The organism is Gibbsiella dentisursi (genome assembly GCF_039539505.1).
GTDB lineage: Bacteria > Pseudomonadota > Gammaproteobacteria > Enterobacterales > Enterobacteriaceae > Gibbsiella > Gibbsiella quercinecans.
The window spans coordinates 826,867-850,574 of sequence record NZ_BAABDG010000007.1; the positions used below are offsets into that span (position 1 = coordinate 826,867).

Genomic DNA, 23,708 nt, shown 5'->3' on the forward strand with positions numbered 1-23,708 from the left:
GAGAATGGCAAACTGATTATCGGCTGCGGTTGTATGAACCGAACACAGGGGTCACAGGTTATAACTCGCACAGTCAACGAGATAGATAGGTTTACTGTGCCTTGGCCTGTAACCTATGTGCCAGGTTCATACACAGTTCGAACGCCTACTGAAGAAAATTAGCATCGAGACGGCGCTCAACACTGAAATAACTCACCGCCCAGGTTACGAAAAACCAGCCACATCAGGCTCTAATACCTGCAACGGCTACCCGGCACCACGGTTAATACCCAAAACCGCCCCTACAACGCCTTTTCCTTATTCAGCAGTTGCATCACCCGCTGATGCTCGCCCGGCGCCAGGCGCTGGAACATGGGCAACATAGCGGCGGCAACGTTGCCCAGGGCTTCCACCAGCGCCAACACCCGCTCGTTCGGCGCCCGGCCAAGCGGCGTGACCACGCCAAAGTAATAGGGAATATCAATCTCCAGCTCGCGGATCGCCACCCCTTGCACCGGCAGGCCATAGGCCGTCACCGGTTCCAGGATCGCAATGCCCAGCCCGGCGCGCACACAGGCAAGAATATTGGCAGAGGAGTTGGTTTCAACGATCGTTTTCGGCCGGGTGCGGTGCTTTGCCAGCGCCTTATCGAAGCGGCGACGCAGACGCCAGGGGTTGTGCGGGGCAATCAGCGGGCGCGATGCCACATCGCCCAGGCTAATCACCGCCTTGGCCGCCAGCGGATCGGCTTCCGGCAGCGCCAGCACGCAGCGCGCCTGGCCGATCCAGTGCAGGTTTACCGCATGGTGCTCCAGCGGCAGGCTACTGATGGCCAGGTCGGCCTCGCCAGTGATCACGGCATGGGCGGTTTGTTCAGCCGAGTCGCTGAGGATCTGCACGCCCGCCGTCAGCGCCATCTGCGCCAACGCCCCCGGCAATAAGCCGGAAGACATCGCCGGGGTGGCGGCAATCATCAGCGGCTTCTCCCCTGCCTGGCCGATCTCCTGCGCCCGCAGGCGAATTTGCTCCAGCGAAAGCAGCGCCTTTTCTACATATTGATGTAGCTTCAGTGCCTGTTCGGTGGGGTGAATGCGCGGGCCATTGCGCACAAACAACGGGTAGCCCAAAGAAGCTTCAAGATCCTGAATAAGCCGGGTCACCGCCGGTTGCGAACGGCCCAACACTCTGGCCGCCGCCGTCACGCTGCCGGCAGAGATCACGGTGGCGAACGCTTCCAGTTGGCGCAGATCCAGATCGTTTAGTGATGTCATGTTACTTCTTCTCCCCTGAGCGCCGTCAGCGCTTGGGCGCGCTAAAACGCCCGATAATCCGCGGTTAACCAGCGATAATAAATCGCCGTTTGTGAATAAGCTAATGATTAATTATTATTAATAAATCACATCAAACACCAATTATAATCCACAAAAAACATAATAAACATTCGCCTCTGGCGGCCTTCTCGGGCATGCTTACCGAAGGTTGCCGCTTAAACGGCGCCGCTCCATCGCGAAATACCGATCTGAAGGAGACACTGTTCGATGAGCAGTCATCACACCAATCTGAAGGCGCTTGAACAGCGGCTGGCAGACGATCTCAGCCTGCTGGAACTGCCGGCCAAACCCTGGATCCCGCCACGCCATTACCAGCAGCATGCGGTTCACGATGTGATCATCATCGGCGCCGGCATGTGCGGCCTCACCGCCGCCGCATCACTACGCTTTCTCGGCGTGGACAACCTGCTGTGCCTTGATAAATCGCCAGAAGGATTGGAAGGGCCCTGGCTGAAGTTTGCCCGCATGGAAACACTGCGCTCGCCAAAACAGCTCACCGGCCCGGCGCTGGGCCTGCCGGCACTCACCTTCCGCGCATGGTACCAAGCGCAATTCGGCAACGCCGCCTGGGAGGCGCTCGGGAAAATCCCCCGCACCCAATGGATGGACTACCTGGCCTGGTATCGCAAGGTGCTGCAGTTGCCAGTGGCGAACCAGGTTGAGGTAACGGATATTCAATCCATCGAACCCGGCCTGTTCGCGCTGCACACGCAAGATTTGGCGAACGGCGGCACACAGATTTATTACGCGCGGCGCGTGGTGCTGGCGAATGGCCGCGACGGCCTGGGCGGCCCTTACGTGCCGGGCATCGCCCACTCGGTGGATCAACGCTTCTGGGCGCACTCGGCCGATGATATCGATTTTACCCAACTCGCCGGCAAACACATTGCGGTGATCGGTGCAGGCGCTTCGGCGATGGACAACGCCGCCACCGCGCTGGAACAGGGGGCCGCCCAGGTGGATCTGTTTATTCGCCGTGGCGATATCCCGCGCATTAATAAATTCACCGGCATCGCCAGCCAAGGTGTGGTGCACGGCTTCCAGGCGCTGGACGATCGCTGGAAGTGGAAGTTCCTGCACCATACGTTGGCGGCACAAACCCCGCCGCCGCGTGATTCAACGTTGCGCGTTTCACGCCATCCAAACGGCCGGTTTTGGCTCAACAGCCCGGTTCTGTCGCTTAAGCAACAGGGCGAGCGCGTGCTGCTGGCAACGCCTTCCGGTACCCACGAACTGGATTTTGTGATTTTCGCCACCGGCTTTCGGGTTGATCTGGCTCAAAAGCCAGAATTGGCGCGCTTTGCTTCGGCCATCAAATTTTGGCAAGACGCCTTCACGCCACCCGCCGGTGAAGAACAAGGCGAACTGGCAACCTCGCCCTATCTGGGGGATGACTTTAGCTTCCAGGAGAAACAACCGGGCCAATGCCCTGCGTTGCGCCGCATTTACTGCTTCAACTACCCCTCCACCCTCAGCCACGGCAAACTCTCCGGCGATATTCCGGCGGTGAGTGAGGGCGCGCGCCGCCTGGCGCAGGGGATTGTGCGCAGCATTTTTGTGGAAGACCGCGAAACCCACTTCGCCAATCTGGTGGCGTTTGATACGCCGGAGTTGTTAGGGGATGAATGGCAGGATGCAAACCATGAATAATCAGGGCGAAACCCCACTCAACGTGGTGGATGCCGTGGCCGGCATTGCGCCCGGCTCTGCACTGTATGCAGTACGCCGCGCCCGCCCGGAGTTTGTCGATGGCGTCGAAGCCTGCCGCGCTACTGTGCTGTGGCCCAAGAACGATCAAGGGATCCCCAGCGCACTGCGCATCGCGCTGGCGCAACGCATAGCCCGGCTAAGCGGCAACCCGGCGCAGGCGGCGTTTTACCACACGCTCGCCCAGGGCGACGCCTATCAAGCGATCGCCAACGGCGGCTCGCCGTCGGCAGAAGACACCTGGCTGGCGGCCATCGTGCGCCATAGCGATCACGTTACCCTGCAGCCCAGGCACAGCACCGACCAGCATATTCACACGCTGGCCGAAGCCGGCCTGAACGCGCCGCAGATTGTCGCGCTAACGGAGCTGATAGCCTTTGTTAATTTCGAATCCCGCGTGATGGCGGGCCTACAGTTGCTGGGGGCGCTGTAACATGGCGAACAAGGCCGTAAAAGTCACGGTGAAAGCCCAGCACTGGGCGCCCTGGATCACGCCGGTTGAAGTCGCGGAAGCCACGCCGGAACAGCTGGCGGCGATGCAGGTCACGCCGTCCAATACTAAAATCTCGCCCTACGTGCGCACCCTGGCGCACGATCCGGAATCCTACCTGGCGCGTACCCGTCTGTTTAACGCCATCATGTACTGCCGTGGCGGCCTGGGCCGCGATGAGCGGGAACTGGGCGCGTTGGTGGCCTCTGGCGTTAACGGCTGCGTATACTGCGCATCCGTGCATGCTCGCCGCTATCTGGAGCTTTCCGGCCGGCAGGATGTGATCAACGCCTTATATACCCAAGGCTTTAGCGCCCGTTTTGCTCCGCGTCAGCAGGCAATTATCGATTTCTGCCGCGCACTTTCGCAAAGTGCCGATGCGGTTACCACCGAACAACTGCAGCCGTTGTTGGCCGCCGGCCTGAGCAAAGCGGAAATCGTCGATCTGATCCACGCCGCCGCCATTTTCGGCTGGGCCAACCGTTTGATGCATACGCTGGGCCACGCCACGCCCAGGTAGACGCCGTTTTATTTCCGCATCAGTGATAAAAAAAGCGCAACGGCCGGAATGGCGGTTGCGCTTTTGGCTGTGCCGTTGCACGCCGGCTCAGCGGCGGTTGCGCAGGTAACGCCAGCCAGGCGTCAGCAGGATAAATACCGAAAGCGCGATCAGCAGCCAGGAAAGCGGCGTATTGACCAACGCCACAGGATCGCCGCCTGAAATGGTCAGCGCCAGGTTCAACTGGGTTTCGGCAATCGGCCCAAGCATCACCCCCAGAATAATCGGTGCGCTGGGATAGCCCAATTTTTCAAGGAAATACGCCACAATGCCAATGCCGAAGAACAACCACAGATCAAACTCGGCGTTATTGACCGCATAGACCCCCACGGTGATAAACAGCATGATCACCGGTGCCAACAACACGGTCGGCAGGCGCAGCGCCTGGCCAAAAATGCGCGTGGCGGTCAGCCCGCCCACCAGCACCAACATCAGGGCAGAAATCAGCATTTGCAGCATAAAACCGTAGACCACGTCGGGGTGATCCTGAAACAGCTGCGGGCCAGGGCGCAGCCCCTGCACCAGCAGGCCGCCAAGGATCACCGCCGCCACCCCGGAGCCGGGAATGCCCAGCGTCAGCGCCGGGATCAGCGAAGAGGCGTTATCCGCGCCGTTGCCCGCTTCCGATGCCGCAACGCCGCGCGGGTTGCCATGGCCAAAGCTTTCCGGGTCTTTATCGCGGCGCTTGGCATCGTTATACGCCAGATAGCAAGACATGCTGCCGCCCGCGCCGGGCAAGATGCCGATGATGATGCCAATCACCGAGCTGCGTAACCACACCGGCAAAAACTCACGCCACTTCGCCAGCACCGAGCCCTGTTTGCGCAGATGCAGCAGGTGCGAAGACATGCCTTTCAGCGTTACCTTCTCCAGCATGTGGATCACCGGCGGGAAAGCGAACAGCGCCGTCAGCAGCACCACCAGATCCAGCCCTTCCGCCAGTTCCAATCTGCCAAACGTGTAGCGCTCGTCACCGGTGGAGATATCCTGCCCGATGGTGCCAATCACCAGCCCGATAATGGCGGCAATCAGCCCTTTCAGGAAATCGTTGCCCAATAGCGAGGTGACGGTCGCCAGGCCAAGGATCGACACCCAGAAATACTCCGCCGGGCCAAATACCAGGCTGACCTTCGCCAGCCCCGGCGCAAATAAGATCAGTGAAATCGCCGAAAGCACACTGCCCACCACGCCGGAGACTACCGCTACCTGCAGCGCATAGGCCGCCTTGCCCTGCTGGGTCAGCGCATAGCCATCCAGCGTGGTGGCGACCGATGCCGGCGTGCCGGGGATACGCAACAAAATCGCCGGTATGGCGCCGCCGTAGCTGCCGCCGTTGTACATCCCCGCCATCATGCCAAGCGCAAACAGCGGCTCAATGCCAAAGGTGAGCGGGATCAGCACCGCAATGCCGGTCGTCACGGTCAGGCCGGGCAACGCCCCAACCACCAGGCCGGCCACCGTGCCCAACAGCACCGCCAGCAGGTTCATGGGGGCCAGCACGAGTGGCAAGGCGTTAATCAGCGCATCGATCACAATAGGCTCCCCAGGAACGACTCCACAATGCCCTGCGGCAACGGGCGCTCCAGCAGCACGTTAAACACCAGCCAGATAAACACGATGGTACCGCCGATCACCCACAGCAGTTGTTTCCAGTCGCGATAACCGGCCAGCAACGGCAGCACCAGGCCAAACAGCAGGCTGGCGGCGATATACCCCACCCAGTCCATCAGCAACAGATAGAGGAGCACCAGCACAAAGCCCATCAGCACGCGGCCCGGCGCCTGAAACAAGCGTGCCGCCTGCGCGGCGGGCAAACGGCGCAGCGCCAGGAAAGATTTAACGCTGAGCACCACGCCGCAAATACCAAGCAGCACCGCCAGCGCGCGTGGGAAAGTGGCGCTGGCCGCGCTGAAATGGCCGGCCTCAACATACAGCCAAATGGCTAAGGCCACCCATAGGATGGCGAACAGCAACTCAACCCAAGCCTTACGGGGGTTAAAACTTAACGCCATGGCGTGATTTTCCAGGTTTCGGCCAGGTCAGTGTTAATGCGGGCGATTAACGCGCCGTAGCTTTTGGCATCCAGGTAGTTCAGCGGCATTTCGGCTTTTTGCGCGGCCGCCAGGTAGTCCGGATCGTTAACCACATCGTGCAGCGCTTTTTCCAACCTGGCGACAATCGCCGGCGGTGTGCCCTTCGGCGTAGCGATTCCCCGCGAGGCGCCAGCGATCAGATCGATATGCTGCTCGCGGAAGGTCGGCACATCTTTCACATAGTCCGAACGCTGTTCAGCCATCACGCCGAGGATACGTATCTGCCCTTCACGCGCCAGTTGCAGCGCTTCGCTCAGGTTCATGGTCGCCGCCGGCACATGGTTCCCCAACACCGCCTGTTTTACCGGTGCGGTGCTGCCGAAGAAGGCGGCTTTCAATTCAACGCCCGCCAGGCGGTTAAGGTTGAGCAACGCCACATGTTCAGAAGAGCCGGCCGCGCCAGACGTGCCGATCACCAGCTTGCCCGGCGCTTGCTTGCCGGCGTCGATAAACTGCTGCAGTGTTTGATACGGGCTCTTGCTATTCACCACCAGAATGGCCGGATCGTAAACAATATTGGCGATCGGCTGGAAATCATCCATGGTGTATTTGGCTTTCCCCTCCACCACCAGTGAATTGGTGGCCGGCGGGTTGATCATACCGATGGTGTAGCCATCCGGCTTGCTGCGCGCCAGCGCTGTCCAGCCGATTTCGCCGCCCGCGCCGGGTTTGTTGATCACCGCCACGCGCGCGCCGTCCGCCAGGTGTTTTTCCAGGTAATGCGCAATGGTGCGCGCCGCGATGTCGGTGCCGCCGCCCGGCGCAAAGGCGACAATCATCTGGATCGGTTTATCAGGGTAGCTGGCATCCGCCGCAGCAAAACTCGCGTGGAACATGGCAGCACCTGCCATTAAGCCGTATAAGCCAGAGCATAACTTCTTCATGATTTCCCCTCGATTTTGCTGCAACGCCGTGGTTACCAGTGCCGTCACCAACCTGGCACAGGTTAAATATCGCTATGATTTTTATATAAAAAAACAAAAAAACACGCGCCATGTGTTGCAAAATCATGCGGTAATTCATTCACCATGTACAGGCACATTTTTTTATAAAATTATGCCTTTTTATTATTAATAAACCGCATCAATAAAGTTTAACAATACTTTTTATGCATAATTGAAGGCGTCGATAAGCTAACCGATGAAGTCTAGCCAGCCAAGGCAATTCATTGACAGCGGCAGGGCCATGCTGGCGGAGCAAATCAGATCTGATTGCTGGCAGAGAGAGGGAAAGGTACCAGGCCGCCGGTCAGCGCACGGCCTGGCGCGCGCTTAATGGGCGCCGTTGGCGGCCCACCAGGCCAGCAGTTGCAGGCTGGAGGAGTAGTAATCATCCCCCTGGGAGAGTTGATCGCTGATGGCGCCGGTATTTGCCATAGTGAAATCGCGAATCGCCAGTTGGCCCGGCGACATCATGTAATTGGCCTTGGCGCCACTCAACACGTTAACCCAGGCCGGGGTGGCATTACGTGGAGTCTGCTGCCAGAACTGAATATAGGGCGCCAGCGCCGCTTGCCCAGGGTGCGCCCAGCGCAGATAAAGCGGGATGCGAATAGCATCGTAACTGAACAGCGCCGGCCACTTGCTGGCGGGCGCCAGTGTGCCGTCGGCATTGAGCGTGACCCAATCGGAAGGCAGCCGGTATTGGCCAAACGTCATTTGGCCAAGCATGGCCAGCGCGCTGGCATCCAGATCCTTCCACACCTTTAAATGGCTGTGTTGATAAAACGCCTGCCACGCCGGGAAAAGGAAGTAGGAAGGGTTAACGGTAATCGAGGTGGTTTGGTTAAAACCACTTAACCCGGGCAGCATCACGGTATAACCGGCGTATTTTATCACCGTGTGTTTGATCAGCGCCGCCTGCAGCTTCTCGGAAGCCTGGGTATAGCGGCTATCATGCCATTTGTCGCCGGCCAGCAGCAGCGCCCATGCCATCAGCGTATCACCGTCGGAAGCGGTATTCTTATCCGCCACCTTGGGCACGCTGTTGGGATCATAACGCCAGGAATACATCCCTACGTCGCTGCGAAACAGGTTGGCGTTTGACCACTGCCACAGCTTATCAAAGGTTTGCCGATCGTTATTGAACACCGCCAGCAACATGCTGAACCCCTGCCCTTCGGTATGGCTAACGTTTTTATTCGCCGTATCAACGATACGCCCATCAGCCATCAGGAAACGCTGTTTGTAGGTTGACCAACCGTTGCCCTGGGCCAGCGCCGCTGTGGAAAACAGCGCCAGCACCAGCAGACTGATAGCCCTTATCGACCGCATAAACATTCCTTACAATCCATTTTGGTAGCGGAAGATAAACGCGCCTTCCGCCGAATTATTCACCCAGCGCAGCGGCACGGTGGGGTGCCCGCCCTGGGACAGCAGCCATTCAGCGTACATGCCTTCAAGCAGTGAGATCAACGCCACGCGCCACAGCTCATCCTCCTGCCCCTGGGGGGAAGGCGGCCACGCCAAGTGCACCAGCGTGAGCTGCTGCTGGCTGGCTTCGATGGTTAACACGCCCCAGTCAAAGCGGCCGAGAATGGCATTCATATTGTCTTCCAATTCCCCCAGCGAACGGGAAAACGGCAGCGGGTGCTGGCCGGCCAAATTCTTGCCGACCAGGTTGAGAAAGCGCCGGCCGTCTTCATCATCCGAAGAGGACAGAATACCGGAAAACAAGGCCTGGGTAAGGACTTGCCAACCGGAGACGGCCTGCTGACGATGGCGATAATATTCCTGTTCGAGCTGTGTATAACGGTGTTCTTGCATATTCCCCACCAGCAATCAGTTGTCGCCCATCAAATAGCGGAAGTAAACCTGCGCTTTGCTTTCATTGTAGTCGCCGAAGGTATCGTAGCTGACCTGGCCGCCAATGCGCATGTTCCTGTTCAGATGATAATTGCCGCCAACCCCCAGATTCCAGCCAATGCCGTTCTGAGTTTTACCGGCGTAGTAGGCTTCGGAGGCATAGCCGGCCGTCACCAGATCTTCAAGCTCGGCCTGCAGCTCCGGGTTGTTCGGGTAGTAGGCGCTGCGATCTTGGGTGTATGACTGGTACCCCACCGCACCGCTAAGCTTCAGATCCCAGTTGCTGTATTGCTGGGTATATTCCACCGGGAACGACACGCTAACGTAGTTCTGCGGGCTGAAATAGCCCCCCTGGCCGTAGCTGTAGTAACTGAGGTTTTTATCGAAGTTGAGGTAGCCGACGTTAATGCCGGTTTTCAGCTCACGGTCATCCTCGCGGTATGGGCGAATATACAGGCCGGCGTTGGCATTGACCGAGCTATTGCTGGCAACGTTGTTGCCCAAATAGCTGTAATAGCCGGCACCGGCATAGAACCCGGCGTCGCCGTCGTCATAGGACAGGTTCAGGCTGCCGCCGTTTTTGGTAACCTGGCCCCAGGTATCGCCGCTGTAGGTATCTTTGGTGCCCACGTAAGACAGGTAGCTATCGGTAACCATCCGCCGCTCGGCAGTGGCGGTCAGCGTGGTGTAGTCCGTCAGCTTCGGCGACCACTGAATGCCCCCTACCAGCGTGTTGAGATCCTGGCCTAGCGGTGTGCTGCCGATATCCGCCCGGTAATTGTCACCGGACAGCGCCAGGTTCAGCTCAACGCCGGTAGTGCTTTGCCCGCCGGCATCAGGTGCGGAATAGGTGGTTGGATCCATACCGCTAATAGCACTATAGGCATCGCACTGTGCGTCCGATGCGGTTTGTGAACTGCTGCTACAACTGCTGCTATAGGCTCTGGTGGCGGCGGTCTGCAACGCCGACAGCGTATCCCCGGAAATCCCCAGCGTGCTCGCATATCCTTCGGCATCTTCTTTTGCATATTGTGCCTGGGCAAGCGCCCCCTGCCCAAAACGCGTGTTGCCGGTGCCGGATGGGTTGCCGGCATTCAGGGAAACCGGCGTCGCCGTCAGGCTTAAGCGCGAGGTCTCGAACGGCACAAACGAGAAAGTCATCGGCGCTTTGGCTTCCGTCAACTGGCTGAGGCCGCTTTCGCCATCGCGCCCGCGCACCGACAGATCGCCCTGTACCCACGTGGCCGTTTTGTCCCGCAGGCGATCGAGCATGGTGTCGATCTGCTGCTCCGTCGCACTGCGCTGCGCCACCGCGGTAGGCACACTGCCCGTCTGCAATGCCGCCGTGCCGGAAGAAAGCTGATCGGACTGCTGCCACGGCATCACCGTGCCGTAGACCGACTGCGTCGTCGGCCGGTTGCCGCGCGTCGTGCGATCGACAAACGGGTTGTCGGCCATCTGCAGGCCGGCGATTTGCAATGAGCCTTCCCCGCCGCCCAGGCCAATCATTTTCCCTTTGGCGGAGCGCAACAGCGCCTGCGCCTGCTGGTGATCGCCCTTCGCTTCCGCCACCCTGGCCGCCAACAGCAGACGATCCGGCGTGCGTGGGCCAGTCAGCCCTTGCATCAACGTATCCGCCCGCTGGGTATCCCCTTCAGCCAACGCGATATTGATCGCCCCCATACGCGCATCCTGCCCCGGGGTGTCATTGTTCATCAGGTAGGTATAGACCTGATTCGCCTGTTGGTTCATTTTGCCCGACTGGTACAGGCGCGCCATTGCCAGCATCAGATCGCGGTTTTGCGGATCGGCCTGCAGCGCTACCACCAGCCGATCGTAGGCCTCGGCATATTGGCCCTGCTCGCGCAGCCGATCGGCTTCGTTAATCACAAAGCCGTTGCGAATATCCGCCAGCACCGTTGAGGAGGTTGAAGACTGAATCTGCGGATCCTGCAAGAAGGCCAGCGCTTCATTGCTCAGGCCAGCTTCATTGAGCACCGCGACCTGATCGGCATAGTCGCCGGCATTGCCTTTCACCCCGGCCTGCATGCTCTGGCGCACCAGTTGCACCGCCAGCGGCAGTTGCCCGGTCGCAGCCAGTTTTTTCGCCAGTGCGCCCACATCGGCCGGCGCAGCCGGTGGGTTTTGCGCCAGCGCACGCAGCGTATTGGCAGCGGCAACGCTGTTGCCCTGTTGCAAATAGGCATCGGCGGCGGCCATCTGTTGGTTGAAATTGGCACGCTGGTTCAGCTCACGCATAGCCGCCGTCTGGCTGCCCGGTGGAATGCGCGCCATCAATGCACGGGTATAAGGCCAGTTTTGTTTTTCCGAGGCAAACAGCGCGGCGGCGTACAAATCGGTGGCGCCGGCCCCCGGGCGTTCCAGCGGCAGCATCAGCGCCTGGGCCTGCGCGGTTTGCCCCTGTTGTTGCAGAATGCGCGCCATATCCAGCCGCACCCAGACGTTGCCGGGCTGGCGCGCCTGTGCCTGTTGCAGCAGGCTCAGAGCACGCTGCGGCTCGCCATTGGCCACCGCCTGGGCCGCCTGGCGGCGCAGCGGTTCAATGGCATCCACCACCGGCGGCGCCTGCAGCCGGCTGCGCAATTCCGCCGGCAACGTTTGCAACACCTGATCGGCCTGGGCCGTTTTGTTCTGTTGGCGCAGCACGTAATACAAGCCGGCGCGGGCATTCTGGTTGCTGCCCAGCGCGCTGTATTGCTGTTCAGCCGCGGCCAGATCGCCTTTGCGGCGCAGAATATCGGCACGCAGCAGCGCGGCGGACACGCCCTTGTCATCGCTGCCTTGCGCCAACGGCGTCACGGCGGCCAGCGCGGCGTCATAGTTGCCGCGGTCCGCGCTCGCTTTGGCGTTGGCCAACTGCGCATAGAAGGCAGCGTCTTCCGCCTGGCTTTTCAACTGTTCGCTATTCGCGCCGCCCTGCTGGGCCGCGCGTGACAGGTAGTCGGCGGCTTGGGCAAAATCGCCGCTGCGCTGGGCGATATACCCCAGGCCGGCCAGCGCATCCTGATCGTTCGGATTGCCGGCGAGCACGCTGTTAAACTGGCTTTTCGCCGCGTTGACATCGCCGCTGTTTAGCGCCGTGAACCCCTGGCTTTTGGCGGCGCCGCCGATGTTCTTCTGGAAATAGCCCATCACCGCCGTATCATTCGGGTGGCGCGCCTGGTACTCCTGATAGACATCACGATCGCTTTCCTGCGGGGCCTGCCACAACAATGCCTGGCGCAAAGCGCGATCGGCCTCGGGGCTGTCGGCGGCCATGCCGCTAAGCAAGGCAATCCCCTGGCGGCGCGTGGTTTCCTGATAGGTCATGACCTTGCCCAGCGCCAGGCGCGCTTCGGCATCGCCCGGGCGCTGGGCAACCCGTTGTTCCAGGCTGGCTATCGCCTGCGGCAACAGTTTTTTATCCCCCGCCATGGTGAGGTAATATTCGGTCGCCAGGCTGTCCAATGGGGCATCGCCGTTGAAAATCACGCGGTAAGCGGCCAGCGCGCCGGTAATATTGCCCTGCGCCGCCATCTGGCGCGCCGAGGCAAGCTGCGAAGGCGGCACCGCGCGCAGCGTCTTGGCGTTCCCCAGTTCAATCAGCAACGGATCCTGCGGCGACACCTTCGCCAGCCGCTCACGCCATTGGGTCGCCGCCGCCGTATTGCCGCTTTGCAGGGAATACAGCGCCATCAGATACAGCGCACGGCTGTTGTTCGGATCGACCAACAGCACTTTCTGCAGGGCATCTTTCGCCAGCTCATCATGCGCCCGCGCGTGCCAGTACTCCGCCTGCTCAAACAGCGCCTTCATCGCCGGGTTGGGCGCATCCGCTGCCTGGGCCGGTATGGCACCCGCAAGGATCCCTGCGCTACCGACCAGGTACAGCACCCTGAGTATTGCCAAAGACAGCGTTGTTCTTTTCATTTTCCACCCCGGGAAGCGCCAGGCTGCTTAATAGGTAATGCGTTTATCATTGTCATCATCGTTATTTCTTTGGCTGCTTGCCCAAGCGCCTGGCCGAATGGCGCACCAGCATCAGATAGGCCGCGCTGCCCGCGATCAGGGAAAGCGCCACGGCGATCCACGCCAGGATTACAATATGGGTGCTGGCATACCAGATCACCATCATATGCCAGGGCATTTGGCCGCTCGGGAACTGTTGGCCAACGCTGAAACTGCGCACGCCATTTTCATCGGTGATCACGGCGAGATCGCCGCGCACGCCGGCGTTGATCTCCGGCGACTTCAGATCGTTATGGATTTTGGCCAATTCTTGCTCGTCGCTGCCACTCACCAGCACCACAACATGATTGGCCGACCACGGTGAACGGTAGCTGACAAAGCCGCGCCACTCGCCGTTAGACTGCAGATAACGATCGGCATCCAGCGGTTGGGTATACCAATCACCGGTCAGCCAGGACACCAGGCGCCGTAACTGGGTGGTCTTTTTCACCGCCAGTAAGTCAGCGCTGACGTCAAACGGCGATTGCTGCAACAACCGTTGGTTAAACCCGGTGTTCGCCAGCGTGCTGACTGCCAGAATATCGCGGGCAAACAGCGGGTTTTCCTGGGCGTTTTCCGGCAAGCCAAACGCCACCTGCACATTGCCCACCGGCACTCCGGTAGCATTACCGGCACGGGCGCTCATGTTCATCAGGCTGCGGATTTCCCCTGCGCTGGGCGCTTCCGGCAGCAACAGCAGGCTGCTGGAAAAATCCGCCAGTTTAGAGAAGGGATAGGAAGCGCCGACAAAGTAGGACAGGTTAGGTAGCTGGGTAAAGTGGTAGCTGCCGCTCAGATCGATATACGAGCGCGGATCAATGCGGCTTTTGCTGTTATTACTGGTGAGAATGCTGCACGGTGTGCCCTGCTTCGGCTTGATGTCGAAGTAAAACTGCAGTTGGTTATCGCCGTAGATCAGGTAAGGGGAAAGCTGCAACGTGTAGCTTTCCTGGCGGCTGTCGCCCCCCAGGCGGCGCCAGATATTTTCCAGCAGGCCAACTTTATTCACCGTCAGATCGCGCAGGAAAGTGCCGTTGATCGACACGTTAAGCCGCGATCGGTCTTCATCAATCCAGTGATCCGCCGGGAAGTGATAATCCAGGCGCAGCGGAATATGGCGGCCATCCCACATGAACAGATCCGGCGCGGCGCGGAAGGCCACCTTGATGCCCTCATGGTAAATGCCGTTCGATGTCAGCGCATTGTTCTGATCGCGGCCGATCAGTTCGCCCAGGGGCACGGGCTGCGAAGTATCAATCCAGCGCGGGGCATCATAAGGCGCCCTTGATGGGATCAACGTGTTGTCCACGGCCACCGTATCCATCTGATCGGGCAGCGGGCTGGTCACCAGCCGGTAGGCAGCCTGGCGCAATTGGACATCGTTATTGCCCAGCACCAGCAACAGTTTGTAAACCGGGTTCACCGGGTTATTGATAACCTTCAGTGAAGCGCCGTTGCTGGCCGGCAGCGTCAGCGAGCCAATTTTTTCGCCCGGCCGGCCAAACAAAATGCCGTTTTGCTCCGGCAGATCGCCCAGCACCACGGGGAAATCCACGCCGCGATAATCGGACACTATGCCAAAATAAGAGGCAACGATGGCCGCGGCACTAACGTCGCCCGGTTTCATCGAGGAGGAGAACGCCAGCGGGATTTTCGATTCCTGCATTTGCAACGAATCAAAGAATGGCCGTGGAAAATGGCCCAAATCCGGGCTGCTGTCCAGTTGTAACCCTTCCAGCTTCAACACGCTGTTCGGTTGCACGGTAACCCAATACTGTGAGGATTCCGACGCCTGGCAGGTCATGCTGTCGCCGCCGCTCACCCGGAAACTCAGGTTGTTGCTGGAGACGATCATCGCGCCGGGAATATCCAGTTCATAGGTGCCGTTGCCGCCGCTATCCTGGCTGAGCGGCAGGCTGCCCAGCGGCTGGCCGTTGAGCATCAGATCGAGCGAGGCGTCGCGGGCCAGCAACGCCGGCGACACCTTCAGCACCAGAGTCAATTTGGCATTGGTGATCACCTGATCGCGCGGCAGTGTGAACGTGATGCCGGATTGCAATTGCACGCCGCTCAGCGTCAGGCCACCGGGCTGCCCCATTTCTGCTACGGTCAGATCCGTGGCGAGCGGCTGCGCCGCTGGCCCGCCGGGCGGCGGCGTAACCGGCTCATCAGTTTGTTGTTGGGCTGTGGGAGCCGCCGGCGCCGTAGGCGCCGGCGGTAACCAATCGGGCAACGTAACCGTAGCGGCACCACCGGCGGCAGGGGCGGCTTCTTCCGCAGCGCTCTGCGCTGCGGGTAATATACCGAGCATCAGCAGCAGGCTACTGAGCAGTTTATGGCCGCAGAATAAACGCTTGCCGTTTTTCACACTGTATTTCATGCCGCTTCACCTTTGCTGGCAGGCGCAGCAGGCTTGTTTTTGGCCCGACGCTCTTTCCATGTGTTGTAAAAAAGCTCAAAGACACAGCGCACGATGCTGGCCAGAGAGCGCAGCGGGTTATCCTGTGGGTAACTCTCGCCGATCCAGGCGTCCGCACGGCATAAAACAATGCGCACCAGCTCACGGCGCCGTGGTAAAGACAGGTTCTTGAACTGCAGGCGGAGACGATCTTTGTCGCCGCTGATTTGCCGCACCGGGAAGCTTTCAGCGCCGGAAGACAACTGAATCTCCACATCCTCAATCTCCTCATTCAGGTAACGCTCATCCGGGGTGATCAGTTGAACGCCGCCCATGGAGATATCAATGGTGGTGGTGCGCAGGGAAATACCGTTGGCGTAGTGGATAATCGCCGGGATCGCCGCTTCCACGCGGATAGTTTTGCGCACCTGGCGGGTTTCCTTAGCAACGGCGATCGCCGCCAGCAGAATCAGTACGCTAAATCCGCCCCACAGCACGTTCAGCGCCACTACGCGCGGATCCACGCCAAAGTAATCGTGGAAAATGGCCCGCACAATGCCGTAACCGATGCCGATCGTCATCAACACGGCGACGATCAGATGCGGTTTTACGATGTTGAAGTCGAAGAAGCCGACGTCCAGCAGCCCGCCTTTATCCGTCACGTTGAATTTGCCGCGCTTGGGCGCCAGCATGGTGACGAGCGTCGGCAATACCAGGTGAAACGCCATTACGGTATCGTAAATTTCGCCCCAGAAACTGTAGCGAAAGCGGCCGTTCATGCGCGAGTTGACATAGATCGACATCACCAGATGCGGCAGCGCATAGGCAAAAATCAGGCTGGCCGATGAGGAGATGATGTTGAGATTAAACAGCAGGTAGACGCTCGGCGCCGTCAGGAACACCACCCGCGGCAGCCCCAGTTGGTAATACAGCATAGCGCTGAGGTAGCACAGGCGCTGCGGCAGCTTCAGCCCACGGCCAAGCAGCGGGTTATCGACGCGGAAAATCTGTGTCATGCCACGCGCCCAGCGGGTGCGCTGAACAATGTGCAGCCCCAGGCGCTCTGTCGCCAGCCCGGCGGCCAGCGGAATCGACAGAAAGGAGGTATTCCAGCCACGGCGCTGCATTTTCAATGCGGTGTGGGCGTCTTCAGTGACGGTCTCAACGGCAAAGCCACCGACTTCATCCAATGCAGTACGGCGGATAACCGCACAAGAGCCGCAGAAAAAGGTGGCGTTCCAGTTGTCGTTGCCCTGCTGGATCGGGCCATAGAATAACGCGCCTTCGCCTGGCATGGCACGCGCGGCGGACAGGTTGCGTTCAAACGGATCGGGGGAATAAAAATAGTGCGGCGTCTGCACCAGCGCCAGACGGGGATCCTTCAGAAAGCCGCCAACCGTCGCCTGCAGGAAGGCGCGGGTGGCCACGTGGTCACAGTCAAATACGCAGATCAACTCGCCTTTGGTGACCTTCATCGCATGGTTCAGGTTGCCGGCTTTGGCATGCGAGTGCTCGGCACGGGTGATGTAGCCCACACCGGCGTCCGCCGCGAACACGGCAAACTCGTTGCGCGTGCCGTCATCCAACACATAGATTTTTATTTTGTCTTTTGGGTAATCAATGCATTGTGCGGCCAGCACGGTGTCACGCACCACATCCAGGCTTTCGTTGTAAGTAGGGATATACACATCCACCGTCGGCCAAAGCGCAGTGTCATCCGGCAACGGCTCAATCTTGCGCTGCAGCGGCCACGTGGTTTGCAGGTAGCCCAGCAGCAGAATCCCCCAGATATACAGCTCGGCGAGGTACAGCCCGATGCCCAGGATGGCTTCGATGGTGGAGTTAAAATGCAGCGTTTCCGTCGTGCGCCAGTAGATATAACGTATCGACATCATGGCCGACATGATGACCATCACAACCGTAATACGCTTGCTTTTGCTTTGCCCTAGCAAAAACAGTATGGCGATGCTAATCAGACCGAAAATATACTGCTTCTCGCTATCCATCGGCGTAATGATAATCACCACGGCAACCGGTAATAACAAAAGCATCAGGAGGTAAAAAAGTATTTTATTCATAACATCAGGCCACCAAAAAATAATATTGATAATTATTTATATCTAATCGTGTGAATCATTCCCCCACGCCGATTTTAATCCCCAAAATGGCGGCAACCTTTTTGCTAATCAATTCAATATCAAACGCCGAAGCAGATACCGGATTAAAGTCAATTATGGCCTGTTGCGAAGCGTTAGCCTCCGGCACACACTCATCCCGGTGAACCGTTCCTAATAAATGCTCATGCAAACGCTGCTCAAAAAACTGCGTGACGTCACGGCTTAACGTACGGCGGGTATCAATTTGGTTGACGACATAATACTCGCCATTTTTATTATTGAGCGGCATGCCGATTAATTTATGTTGCTCCATATGCGGCAACAGCGACAGCGAGGCGGTATCCGCCAGCATCACCACCACGTGCAAATCGGCAATAGCCTGCACGGCTTTGAGCGCCGGCCCTGGGCCTGGCGGAAAGTCGGCGATAATCACCAGCCCCGGATAATTCAATACGGCGTTCAGGCCGCGCTTCAAAAACAGCGGTTCGGCCGCCAAATGGTGCTCAAACGCCAGGCGCTGATCTTCAGTCACGTCGCCATAGGGCAACACAAAGGTATTAGAGCCGGCCTTTAAAATAAACTGGCTCCAGTCCGATTCCTCCGTGGCATTCGCCACAAAACCGCGCGTATCCGAAATGGGCACGCCAAAGTGCAAACGCAGTGCGTTCTGCACGTCAAAATCAATCACCAGGACTTTACTGCCACTGCGGGCCAGGGAATAGGCCAAATTTGCAGCTATCGTGGTTTTCCCTACGCCACCTTTTGGCGAACAAACGCAAACTAACGGCATAATGCAATCATCTCTAGCAAGGGTTGGAGCGGTGTGTCGCGAGGTAATAATGCCGCGGCCTGCTGCGGTGCTTTTTGCTTAAACATCTGGCGGAACCCGCTATCCGCTGCCGCTGGCGGCGGTGTAGCCGCTACCGGCGCCGTTAACGGCGCCTTCTCCAACGGCAAAGGGGCAGCCGCTGGCGCAGCATCCTGCTGGCCTGGCGGCAAAAGCTGATTAAGGGAATCAAGCAGGTTCTGTTGGAGGCCCGGGGTAATGGATGCGGCTTGCAGCACCGGGTTTTCATCCTCCAGCGCCACCGTGGGCGCCGATTGCGGCGGCAACATCGCATGCAAGGAATCCATCAGGCGGGAGCCAGGTACCGGCGGCGGCACTTCGGAAGAAAAAGGATCAATCGCAGGAGCTGAGGTGGTTTTTGGCGCGCGCGGAGCGGCGGCCGCCGTTTCTGCTTGCTTACGCGCCTGCCGGGCCGCATTGGCAAACTCTTCCGCACTTACGGGCTGCGGCACGGATTGGGTAGTCATGCCTTTACCAAAAGGGAGATCGGAATCTTCTTCAATGGCGGAAATTTGTTTAATCAAACTCCATTTTTTCATTGAGGTTGCCAGATCTTCTTCCACCACCCTTTCATTTATCTCTTTATAATCAATGCCTTCTACTTTTGTTTTTTCAATAAAGCGCTTGATATCATCATACTTATTCATATAGGCAACCCTGTCTGGATTATCTTTTTATCCACGCAAAAGGCACTGACATCACCATTAATCAGGGAGACAAACGGCGGGTTCATAGTAAAAAAACACAGTCCATTGTAAAAACACCGTATTACGCTTTAATGTTACTCAAAGTGTAACGAAGATCAAAAAAATATCACGAGATTATTTTTATTGTGTACAGAAAAACATCTGCAAAGGTACATAAAGGAAACAAATATAAACCCTGCGTAATTATTGATTACGCTGCGTAATCCTTATATCCATTAGTTTTATTAAAACATTTTAGCTAACGGCTATGTTTGGCATGACGCTCGAAGTTATCGGCCCTTGCCGCCTCAGACTTGCGCAGCGTGACATAACAGGCGCCATCGCCGCCGTCCCGCGGCAAAGCCCGGCAAAACGCTTGCACCTGTTCGAGCTGCGCCAACCATTTGGCGACATAACTGCGCACGATGTTCGCATGGCTGTCATCCGCCCGGCCATAGCCGTGCACAATCAGCAACGAGCGCAGATTTTGCCTTTCCGCCTGGACAATAAAACTAAACAACGCCTGCCGGCACTGCTCCACCGTGCTGCCACGCAGGTTCAAACTGCCCTGCAGGGCATAGCGCCCCTGGCGCAGCTTATCCAGCACGCCCTGCTGGATCCCTTCACGTTTATATTCCAGCGCCGTAGCCCGGGGAATAATCGCCAGAAAATCAGTGCTAAGAACGTTATCCAACGGTAAGGCCCGCGCCTCCCGACGCTGGGTTTTATCCATATGATCCTGCGGTTTCAAGTACAGCGTCTGCTGCCGCCCGGCGAGCGGGATCACATCCGCCATCGCCTGCTCAAAAAAGCCTTGTTCATCGTTGCTCATCGTCGTGTCACTCTTACTGGCTTACTGGGGATAGCAAAAAAAGGCTGGGATCCTTCTCCGTCAGGGGATAGTGATGATTGTAAGACACCGCCGCAGGGTTGCAAGTAACAGATTGTCAACAAAGGGTGCGGCAACGGGTGAGCTTCTGAACAGTTTTCGCTATACTGCCAACCTCGATTGAGTGCCGCAATAAGGAAGAAGAAGATGACAATGCGCGAGCTGGATATTCGGTTTCAACATGCAATGAATGAATTGCAAGCCAGCTTCGAAAAGCAGCACCGTGAATGGCAGCAAAGCTATCAGGCACTGCAACAACTGCTGGAAGAAGCCAAACAGCGGGAAGCGGCTCTGCGCGCGCAGAATGAACAGCTGCGGCGCAAATTGAGCACCGCCAGTTCGGTGCCGGAACAGCATGCGTTGGTGAAACAAATCAAAATGCTGGGCGCTCATCTGGATGCGCTGGCGAAAGATGCCGCCACCTTCAACCACCACCTGCATAATTCGCAAACGCGCCCCGGCGGCAGTTTTGGCAATGAGCACTAGGCCGGTGCCTATGGCCCGGCACTGCGCCCCAACACAATAAGACAACGTCATGACGTGGATCATCATCGCCGCCCTGGTATTGGTTTTTATCGCGGGTTACTTCATCCTGACTTCCGATACCCGCAAAGCGGTGGCTTCACTGGCGCATCGGCTGAAGATCAAACCCTTGCTGATTGAGTCGATGATGCAGGAAATGGGGCCGCGCCAAAGCCAGAATTTCATCAGGATGCTGAATAACGGCTACACCGAAGAAATGCATCAGGCGGCCTATCTGATCTTTATCTATGCCACCTTTGTCAAACAGGCGGACGATGAGCAGATCGGCCACTGGCGTGAAATATTAACACGCGCGGGCCTGTCGCCGGAGTTGCTCAGTGAGCACACAGAAGCCGCGCTGTTTTATTTTGCCGATATGGATCTGGACGCATTTGAGCTGGCGCAGTTTCGCCGCAGCTATAACGAGCGTTTCAACCATGAGGTGCTGGTAGCGCTGTGAGTGCGTTCCCCCTCAGCCGGGGGAAAACGCATCAGAACATGCTGTACAGATAGCGTGAAAGCGCATCGCGGGAGCTAAAACCATGAGGGATACCATAACGCTGGGTTGGCGCATCACCGCTTAAGTCCAGCGGGAATTCGAGATACTGCTCGCTGGTGCGCACCGGTGAGGTCGGCGAGGCAAAATGCTGGCTCTTCTCTTTCAGCGCGGGGTGGATCACCAGGGCTGTTCGCCCCAAACGCGCTTCCCGGTTAACATACACATAGTGTTCGCCCTTACGGTAACCATAGGCCTGGTCGCTGACATAATCACGTACAAAGCCGGCACTCTCCAACACTCTAGCCACTTCATCCGGCCGTAAATACATTAATTTCTCCTTTTTTGTTTCTAAACAGCAGTGCGACCTTACCGCAAACGGCAGATGAAACAATAAATTTATTAATATAAATAAGGGTTTCAGAATAATCCCTAATTATGGTTTATTACCGTTCCACGGCGCGCCAGCGCCTGCATCCGCAGCGTTAACAGCGCGCCCAAAAACACCATCAGCGCCGCCGCCAGATAGATTGACGGCATACCGCTATAGGTGATCAGCAGCCCGGCCACCGGCCCGGTGATCCCCAGCGCCAAATCCAAAAACGCCGAATACAACCCAAGCGCTGTCCCCTGGTTTTGCTGCGGCACCTGCTTCACCGCCTCAACGCCCAGCGCCGGGAACACCAGCGAGAAGCCCGCTCCGGCCAGCAGTGCGCCGATCTGCACCATCCACGGCGCGATCGCCAGCCAGATCAACAGCAGGCCGGCGATTTCGATCGCAAAAGACACCAGCGTCACGTTCAGGCCGCCGTGGCGGTTGATGGCATTACTGAACAACAACCGCATACCGACAAACGCACAGCTAAATAACGTGAGCGTAAAGGCCGCGCCACTCCAGCTTTTCTCGGCGTAGTACAGTGTAATGAACGTGGCGATAACGCCAAACCCTACGGTGCCGAGCGCCAACCCCACCCCATACGCCCAGATGCGCCCAAACACGGCGCTGAAGGCAATACGCTTGCCGGCCGAAATCGCCACCACCGGTTTGCCGCTTGCCAGCCACAGCGACACCAGCACCGCGAACACAATCAGCCCGGCCACCCCGGCCAGCCCCCAGTGCTGATTAAGGTAAACGCCCAGCGGCGCACCGCCGGCCATCGCGCCATAGGTCGCCACACCGTTCCAGGAAATCACGCGCGCCGTATGTGATGAACCCACCAATCCGATGCCCCACAGCGTCGAACCGGTGCTGGCGAAACTTTCCCCCACGCCCAGAAACACGCGGCCAACGCACAGCAGGATCAAGCTCAGCAACGGCAGGCCGTCGAACCAATAGGCGATAGCGTAAAACACCCCGCTCAACCCGCAGCAGGCCAGGCCAAACAGCACCACCTTTTTCGGCCCGAACTGATCGGCGTAGCGGCCGGCATGCGGACGGCTGACCAACGTCGCGAAATATTGCGCGCTGATAATCAGCCCCGCCATCACCGAGTTATAACCCAGGTGGTTATGTACAAAGCCCGGTAACACCGCCAGCGGCAAACCGATGGTCAGATAACAGGTAAAAGTAAACATCACCACGGATAAAATCCGCTTGTTAAGCTGAAAATTATTTTCTTTGCTACTGATGGCGGTCATGGGGCGTGGCTCACAAACAAGGGGGAACAACAACGTCTATCAGCATACCCCAGCACAAACCGATGAGAAATGTGATAGTTATAACGAATTATTATTTTCATTCTCAGTTTGCTGCCTACGCCATTCACTGGGGCTCATGCCAAGGACGCGCTGAAATTCGCGATTAAAATTCGATTTAGTGACAAAACCGGCATCCAGCATAATTTCTGTCACGGGCTTTTCGCTGCCGCGCAGCCACGCCGCCGCCTGCTGGATCCGTAGTTGATTCACATACTGGGAAACGTTCATCCCGGTCTGCTGGTTAATGGCTTGTGAAACCTTACGGGCCGGCAGGCCCACCTTGCGCGCCAGGCTGGCCAGGTTCAGCTCCGGCGTTAGGTAAAGATTATCCTGTTGCAAACGCTGGCATATTTGGGCAAACCACGCCGCCGTCTGTTCAGGGGCAGCACGCTCATCACCACCCGGCTCCGCCACGGGCTCCACAGTGGCCTCTGGCGGCCGCATCAGCCCAAGCGCCAGGGCGACGCCAAGAGCCAGCAGCGTATTGCTGACGGTGGCCACCAGCGCCGCCAACCGCCCGTCGAACAGCTCGAAATCCACAATAATCACGATTTCAGCCATGCTGCACAATATCAGCACGGCGCCCAATGCCCGCCACAGCCGGTAGCTCAACCAGCTTTCCGTCAGCGCCACCTGTTGCAGGCAGTTCTCCCCCCGGCGCAGGTAAAACAGCATGGCGATGCCATAGCCCAGATAGCTGGCGACAATCAGCGCATCCAGCAACACCGGCGCCCACTGGACAACCAGCCACACCCACAGCGGCAGCAGCAGGTGCCCATAGGTATAACGGCTCAACCGCCCCTGGGCGCTGGTCAGCAACGCCAGGTAGCTCAGCACCGGTACCAGCACGGCGCCGAAGGGCTGCAACGGATTAAACAGCGCCACATGGTAGCCATAACGCAGCCCAATCAACAGACTCTGCCAGATACACAACAGCAGCAACAGTTGGAACGCCCAGCGCTGGCGCTGTGGGCGGCCAAGGCGCAACAGCAAGATCAAGCACATCAGGCTAAACAGAAAGGAAAGCGGAACAAGTGGCATAGCGATCCATCAGAGTAGTGACTGAAAGGCGAGTGTAGGGCCT

Annotated in this window: 20 protein-coding genes; 5 read left to right on the forward strand and 15 right to left on the reverse strand. The window is 58.2% G+C overall.

The genetic code is table 11. The features are described from left to right. Window positions 1-281: 281 nt before the first annotated feature. A complete protein-coding gene (locus ABFX35_RS17925) occupies window positions 282-1,250 on the reverse strand; it encodes a LysR family transcriptional regulator (RefSeq protein ID WP_279026353.1) in 969 nt (322 codons plus the stop codon). A 267-nt stretch (window positions 1,251-1,517) separates the two neighbouring features. Between ABFX35_RS17925 and ABFX35_RS17930 the strand changes: the two genes are divergently transcribed. From ABFX35_RS17930 to ABFX35_RS17940, 3 genes are read left to right on the forward strand one after another with little or no spacing between them, the layout of a single operon-like run. Then, window positions 1,518-2,960, forward strand: a complete 1,443-nt coding sequence (locus ABFX35_RS17930) for an NAD(P)-binding domain-containing protein (RefSeq protein ID WP_346082356.1) — start codon at window positions 1,518-1,520, stop codon at window positions 2,958-2,960. Beyond that, a complete protein-coding gene (locus ABFX35_RS17935) occupies window positions 2,953-3,450 on the forward strand; it encodes a CMD domain-containing protein (RefSeq protein ID WP_346082357.1) in 498 nt (165 codons plus the stop codon). The genes ABFX35_RS17930 and ABFX35_RS17935 overlap by 8 nt, the downstream gene beginning before the upstream one ends. 1 nt (window position 3,451) lies before the next feature. After that, window positions 3,452-4,027 carry a peroxidase-related enzyme gene (locus ABFX35_RS17940; protein WP_346082358.1) on the forward strand — a complete coding sequence of 192 codons (576 nt, stop codon included), beginning with the start codon at window positions 3,452-3,454 and terminating at the stop codon, window positions 4,025-4,027. A gap of 87 nt (window positions 4,028-4,114) precedes the next feature. Here ABFX35_RS17940 and ABFX35_RS17945 read toward each other — a convergent pair whose 3' ends face one another. From ABFX35_RS17945 to smrA, 11 genes are all read right to left on the reverse strand, one after another. Further along, window positions 4,115-5,599 carry a tripartite tricarboxylate transporter permease gene (locus ABFX35_RS17945; protein WP_279026360.1) on the reverse strand — a complete coding sequence of 495 codons (1,485 nt, stop codon included), beginning with the start codon at window positions 5,597-5,599 and terminating at the stop codon, window positions 4,115-4,117. After that, entirely contained in the window at window positions 5,596-6,078 is a 483-nt protein-coding gene (locus ABFX35_RS17950; protein WP_346082359.1) for a tripartite tricarboxylate transporter TctB family protein, read from the reverse strand. Before ABFX35_RS17950 ends, ABFX35_RS17945 begins: the two co-directional genes overlap by 4 nt. Continuing rightward, on the reverse strand, window positions 6,069-6,995 hold the full coding sequence (locus tag ABFX35_RS17955; protein ID WP_230472620.1) for a tripartite tricarboxylate transporter substrate binding protein: 927 nt from the start codon (window positions 6,993-6,995) through the stop codon (window positions 6,069-6,071). Before ABFX35_RS17955 ends, ABFX35_RS17950 begins: the two co-directional genes overlap by 10 nt. Before the next feature lie 435 nt (window positions 6,996-7,430). Continuing rightward, window positions 7,431-8,438: a family 8 glycosyl hydrolase gene (locus ABFX35_RS17960; protein WP_413541299.1), complete on the reverse strand. Its 1,008-nt coding sequence runs from the start codon at window positions 8,436-8,438 to the stop codon at window positions 7,431-7,433. Window positions 8,439-8,441: 3 nt separating this feature from the next. Then, entirely contained in the window at window positions 8,442-8,924 is a 483-nt protein-coding gene (gene bcsD, locus ABFX35_RS17965) for a cellulose biosynthesis protein BcsD (RefSeq protein ID WP_346082360.1), read from the reverse strand. 15 nt (window positions 8,925-8,939) lie between these two features. Beyond that, window positions 8,940-12,893, reverse strand: coding sequence for a cellulose biosynthesis protein BcsC (locus tag ABFX35_RS17970; protein WP_346082361.1), 3,954 nt, complete (start codon window positions 12,891-12,893; stop codon window positions 8,940-8,942). Between the two features lie 61 nt (window positions 12,894-12,954). After that, complete coding sequence (gene bcsB, locus ABFX35_RS17975) at window positions 12,955-15,351, reverse strand: cellulose biosynthesis cyclic di-GMP-binding regulatory protein BcsB (protein WP_346082362.1); 2,397 nt, start codon at window positions 15,349-15,351, stop codon at window positions 12,955-12,957. Then, a complete protein-coding gene (bcsA, locus tag ABFX35_RS17980; RefSeq protein WP_279024520.1) occupies window positions 15,348-17,447 on the reverse strand; it encodes a UDP-forming cellulose synthase catalytic subunit in 2,100 nt (699 codons plus the stop codon). The genes bcsB and bcsA overlap by 4 nt, the downstream gene beginning before the upstream one ends. 55 nt (window positions 17,448-17,502) lie before the next feature. Continuing rightward, entirely contained in the window at window positions 17,503-18,276 is a 774-nt protein-coding gene (bcsQ, locus tag ABFX35_RS17985) for a cellulose biosynthesis protein BcsQ (protein ID WP_279024522.1), read from the reverse strand. Next, window positions 18,267-18,980, reverse strand: a complete 714-nt coding sequence (locus ABFX35_RS17990; protein WP_279024524.1) for a cellulose biosynthesis protein BcsO — start codon at window positions 18,978-18,980, stop codon at window positions 18,267-18,269. The genes bcsQ and ABFX35_RS17990 overlap by 10 nt, the downstream gene beginning before the upstream one ends. 298 nt (window positions 18,981-19,278) lie before the next feature. Then, on the reverse strand, window positions 19,279-19,851 hold the full coding sequence (gene smrA / locus ABFX35_RS17995) for a DNA endonuclease SmrA (protein WP_346082363.1): 573 nt from the start codon (window positions 19,849-19,851) through the stop codon (window positions 19,279-19,281). A 204-nt stretch (window positions 19,852-20,055) separates the two neighbouring features. Here smrA and ABFX35_RS18000 point away from each other — a divergent pair, with 204 nt between their 5' ends. After that, window positions 20,056-20,394 carry an MbeD/MobD family mobilization/exclusion family protein gene (locus tag ABFX35_RS18000; protein WP_095847515.1) on the forward strand — a complete coding sequence of 113 codons (339 nt, stop codon included), beginning with the start codon at window positions 20,056-20,058 and terminating at the stop codon, window positions 20,392-20,394. Window positions 20,395-20,443: 49 nt separating this feature from the next. Continuing rightward, complete coding sequence (locus ABFX35_RS18005; protein ID WP_279024528.1) at window positions 20,444-20,890, forward strand: DUF1198 family protein; 447 nt, start codon at window positions 20,444-20,446, stop codon at window positions 20,888-20,890. A gap of 31 nt (window positions 20,891-20,921) precedes the next feature. On the opposite strand, the gene ABFX35_RS18010 is transcribed toward ABFX35_RS18005, so the two are convergent. The 3 genes from ABFX35_RS18010 to ABFX35_RS18020 all read right to left on the reverse strand — a co-directional run bounded on the left by ABFX35_RS18010 (window position 20,922) and on the right by ABFX35_RS18020 (window position 23,665). Next, a complete protein-coding gene (locus ABFX35_RS18010) occupies window positions 20,922-21,257 on the reverse strand; it encodes a DUF2002 family protein (RefSeq protein ID WP_095847513.1) in 336 nt (111 codons plus the stop codon). Between the two features lie 101 nt (window positions 21,258-21,358). Further along, window positions 21,359-22,564, reverse strand: a complete 1,206-nt coding sequence (locus ABFX35_RS18015) for an MFS transporter (RefSeq protein ID WP_346082364.1) — start codon at window positions 22,562-22,564, stop codon at window positions 21,359-21,361. 78 nt (window positions 22,565-22,642) lie between these two features. Beyond that, the gene (locus tag ABFX35_RS18020) at window positions 22,643-23,665 is read right to left on the reverse strand and encodes a helix-turn-helix domain-containing protein (protein ID WP_346082365.1); all 1,023 of its coding nucleotides are present in this window, start codon (window positions 23,663-23,665) and stop codon (window positions 22,643-22,645) included. Window positions 23,666-23,708 lie beyond the last annotated feature (43 nt).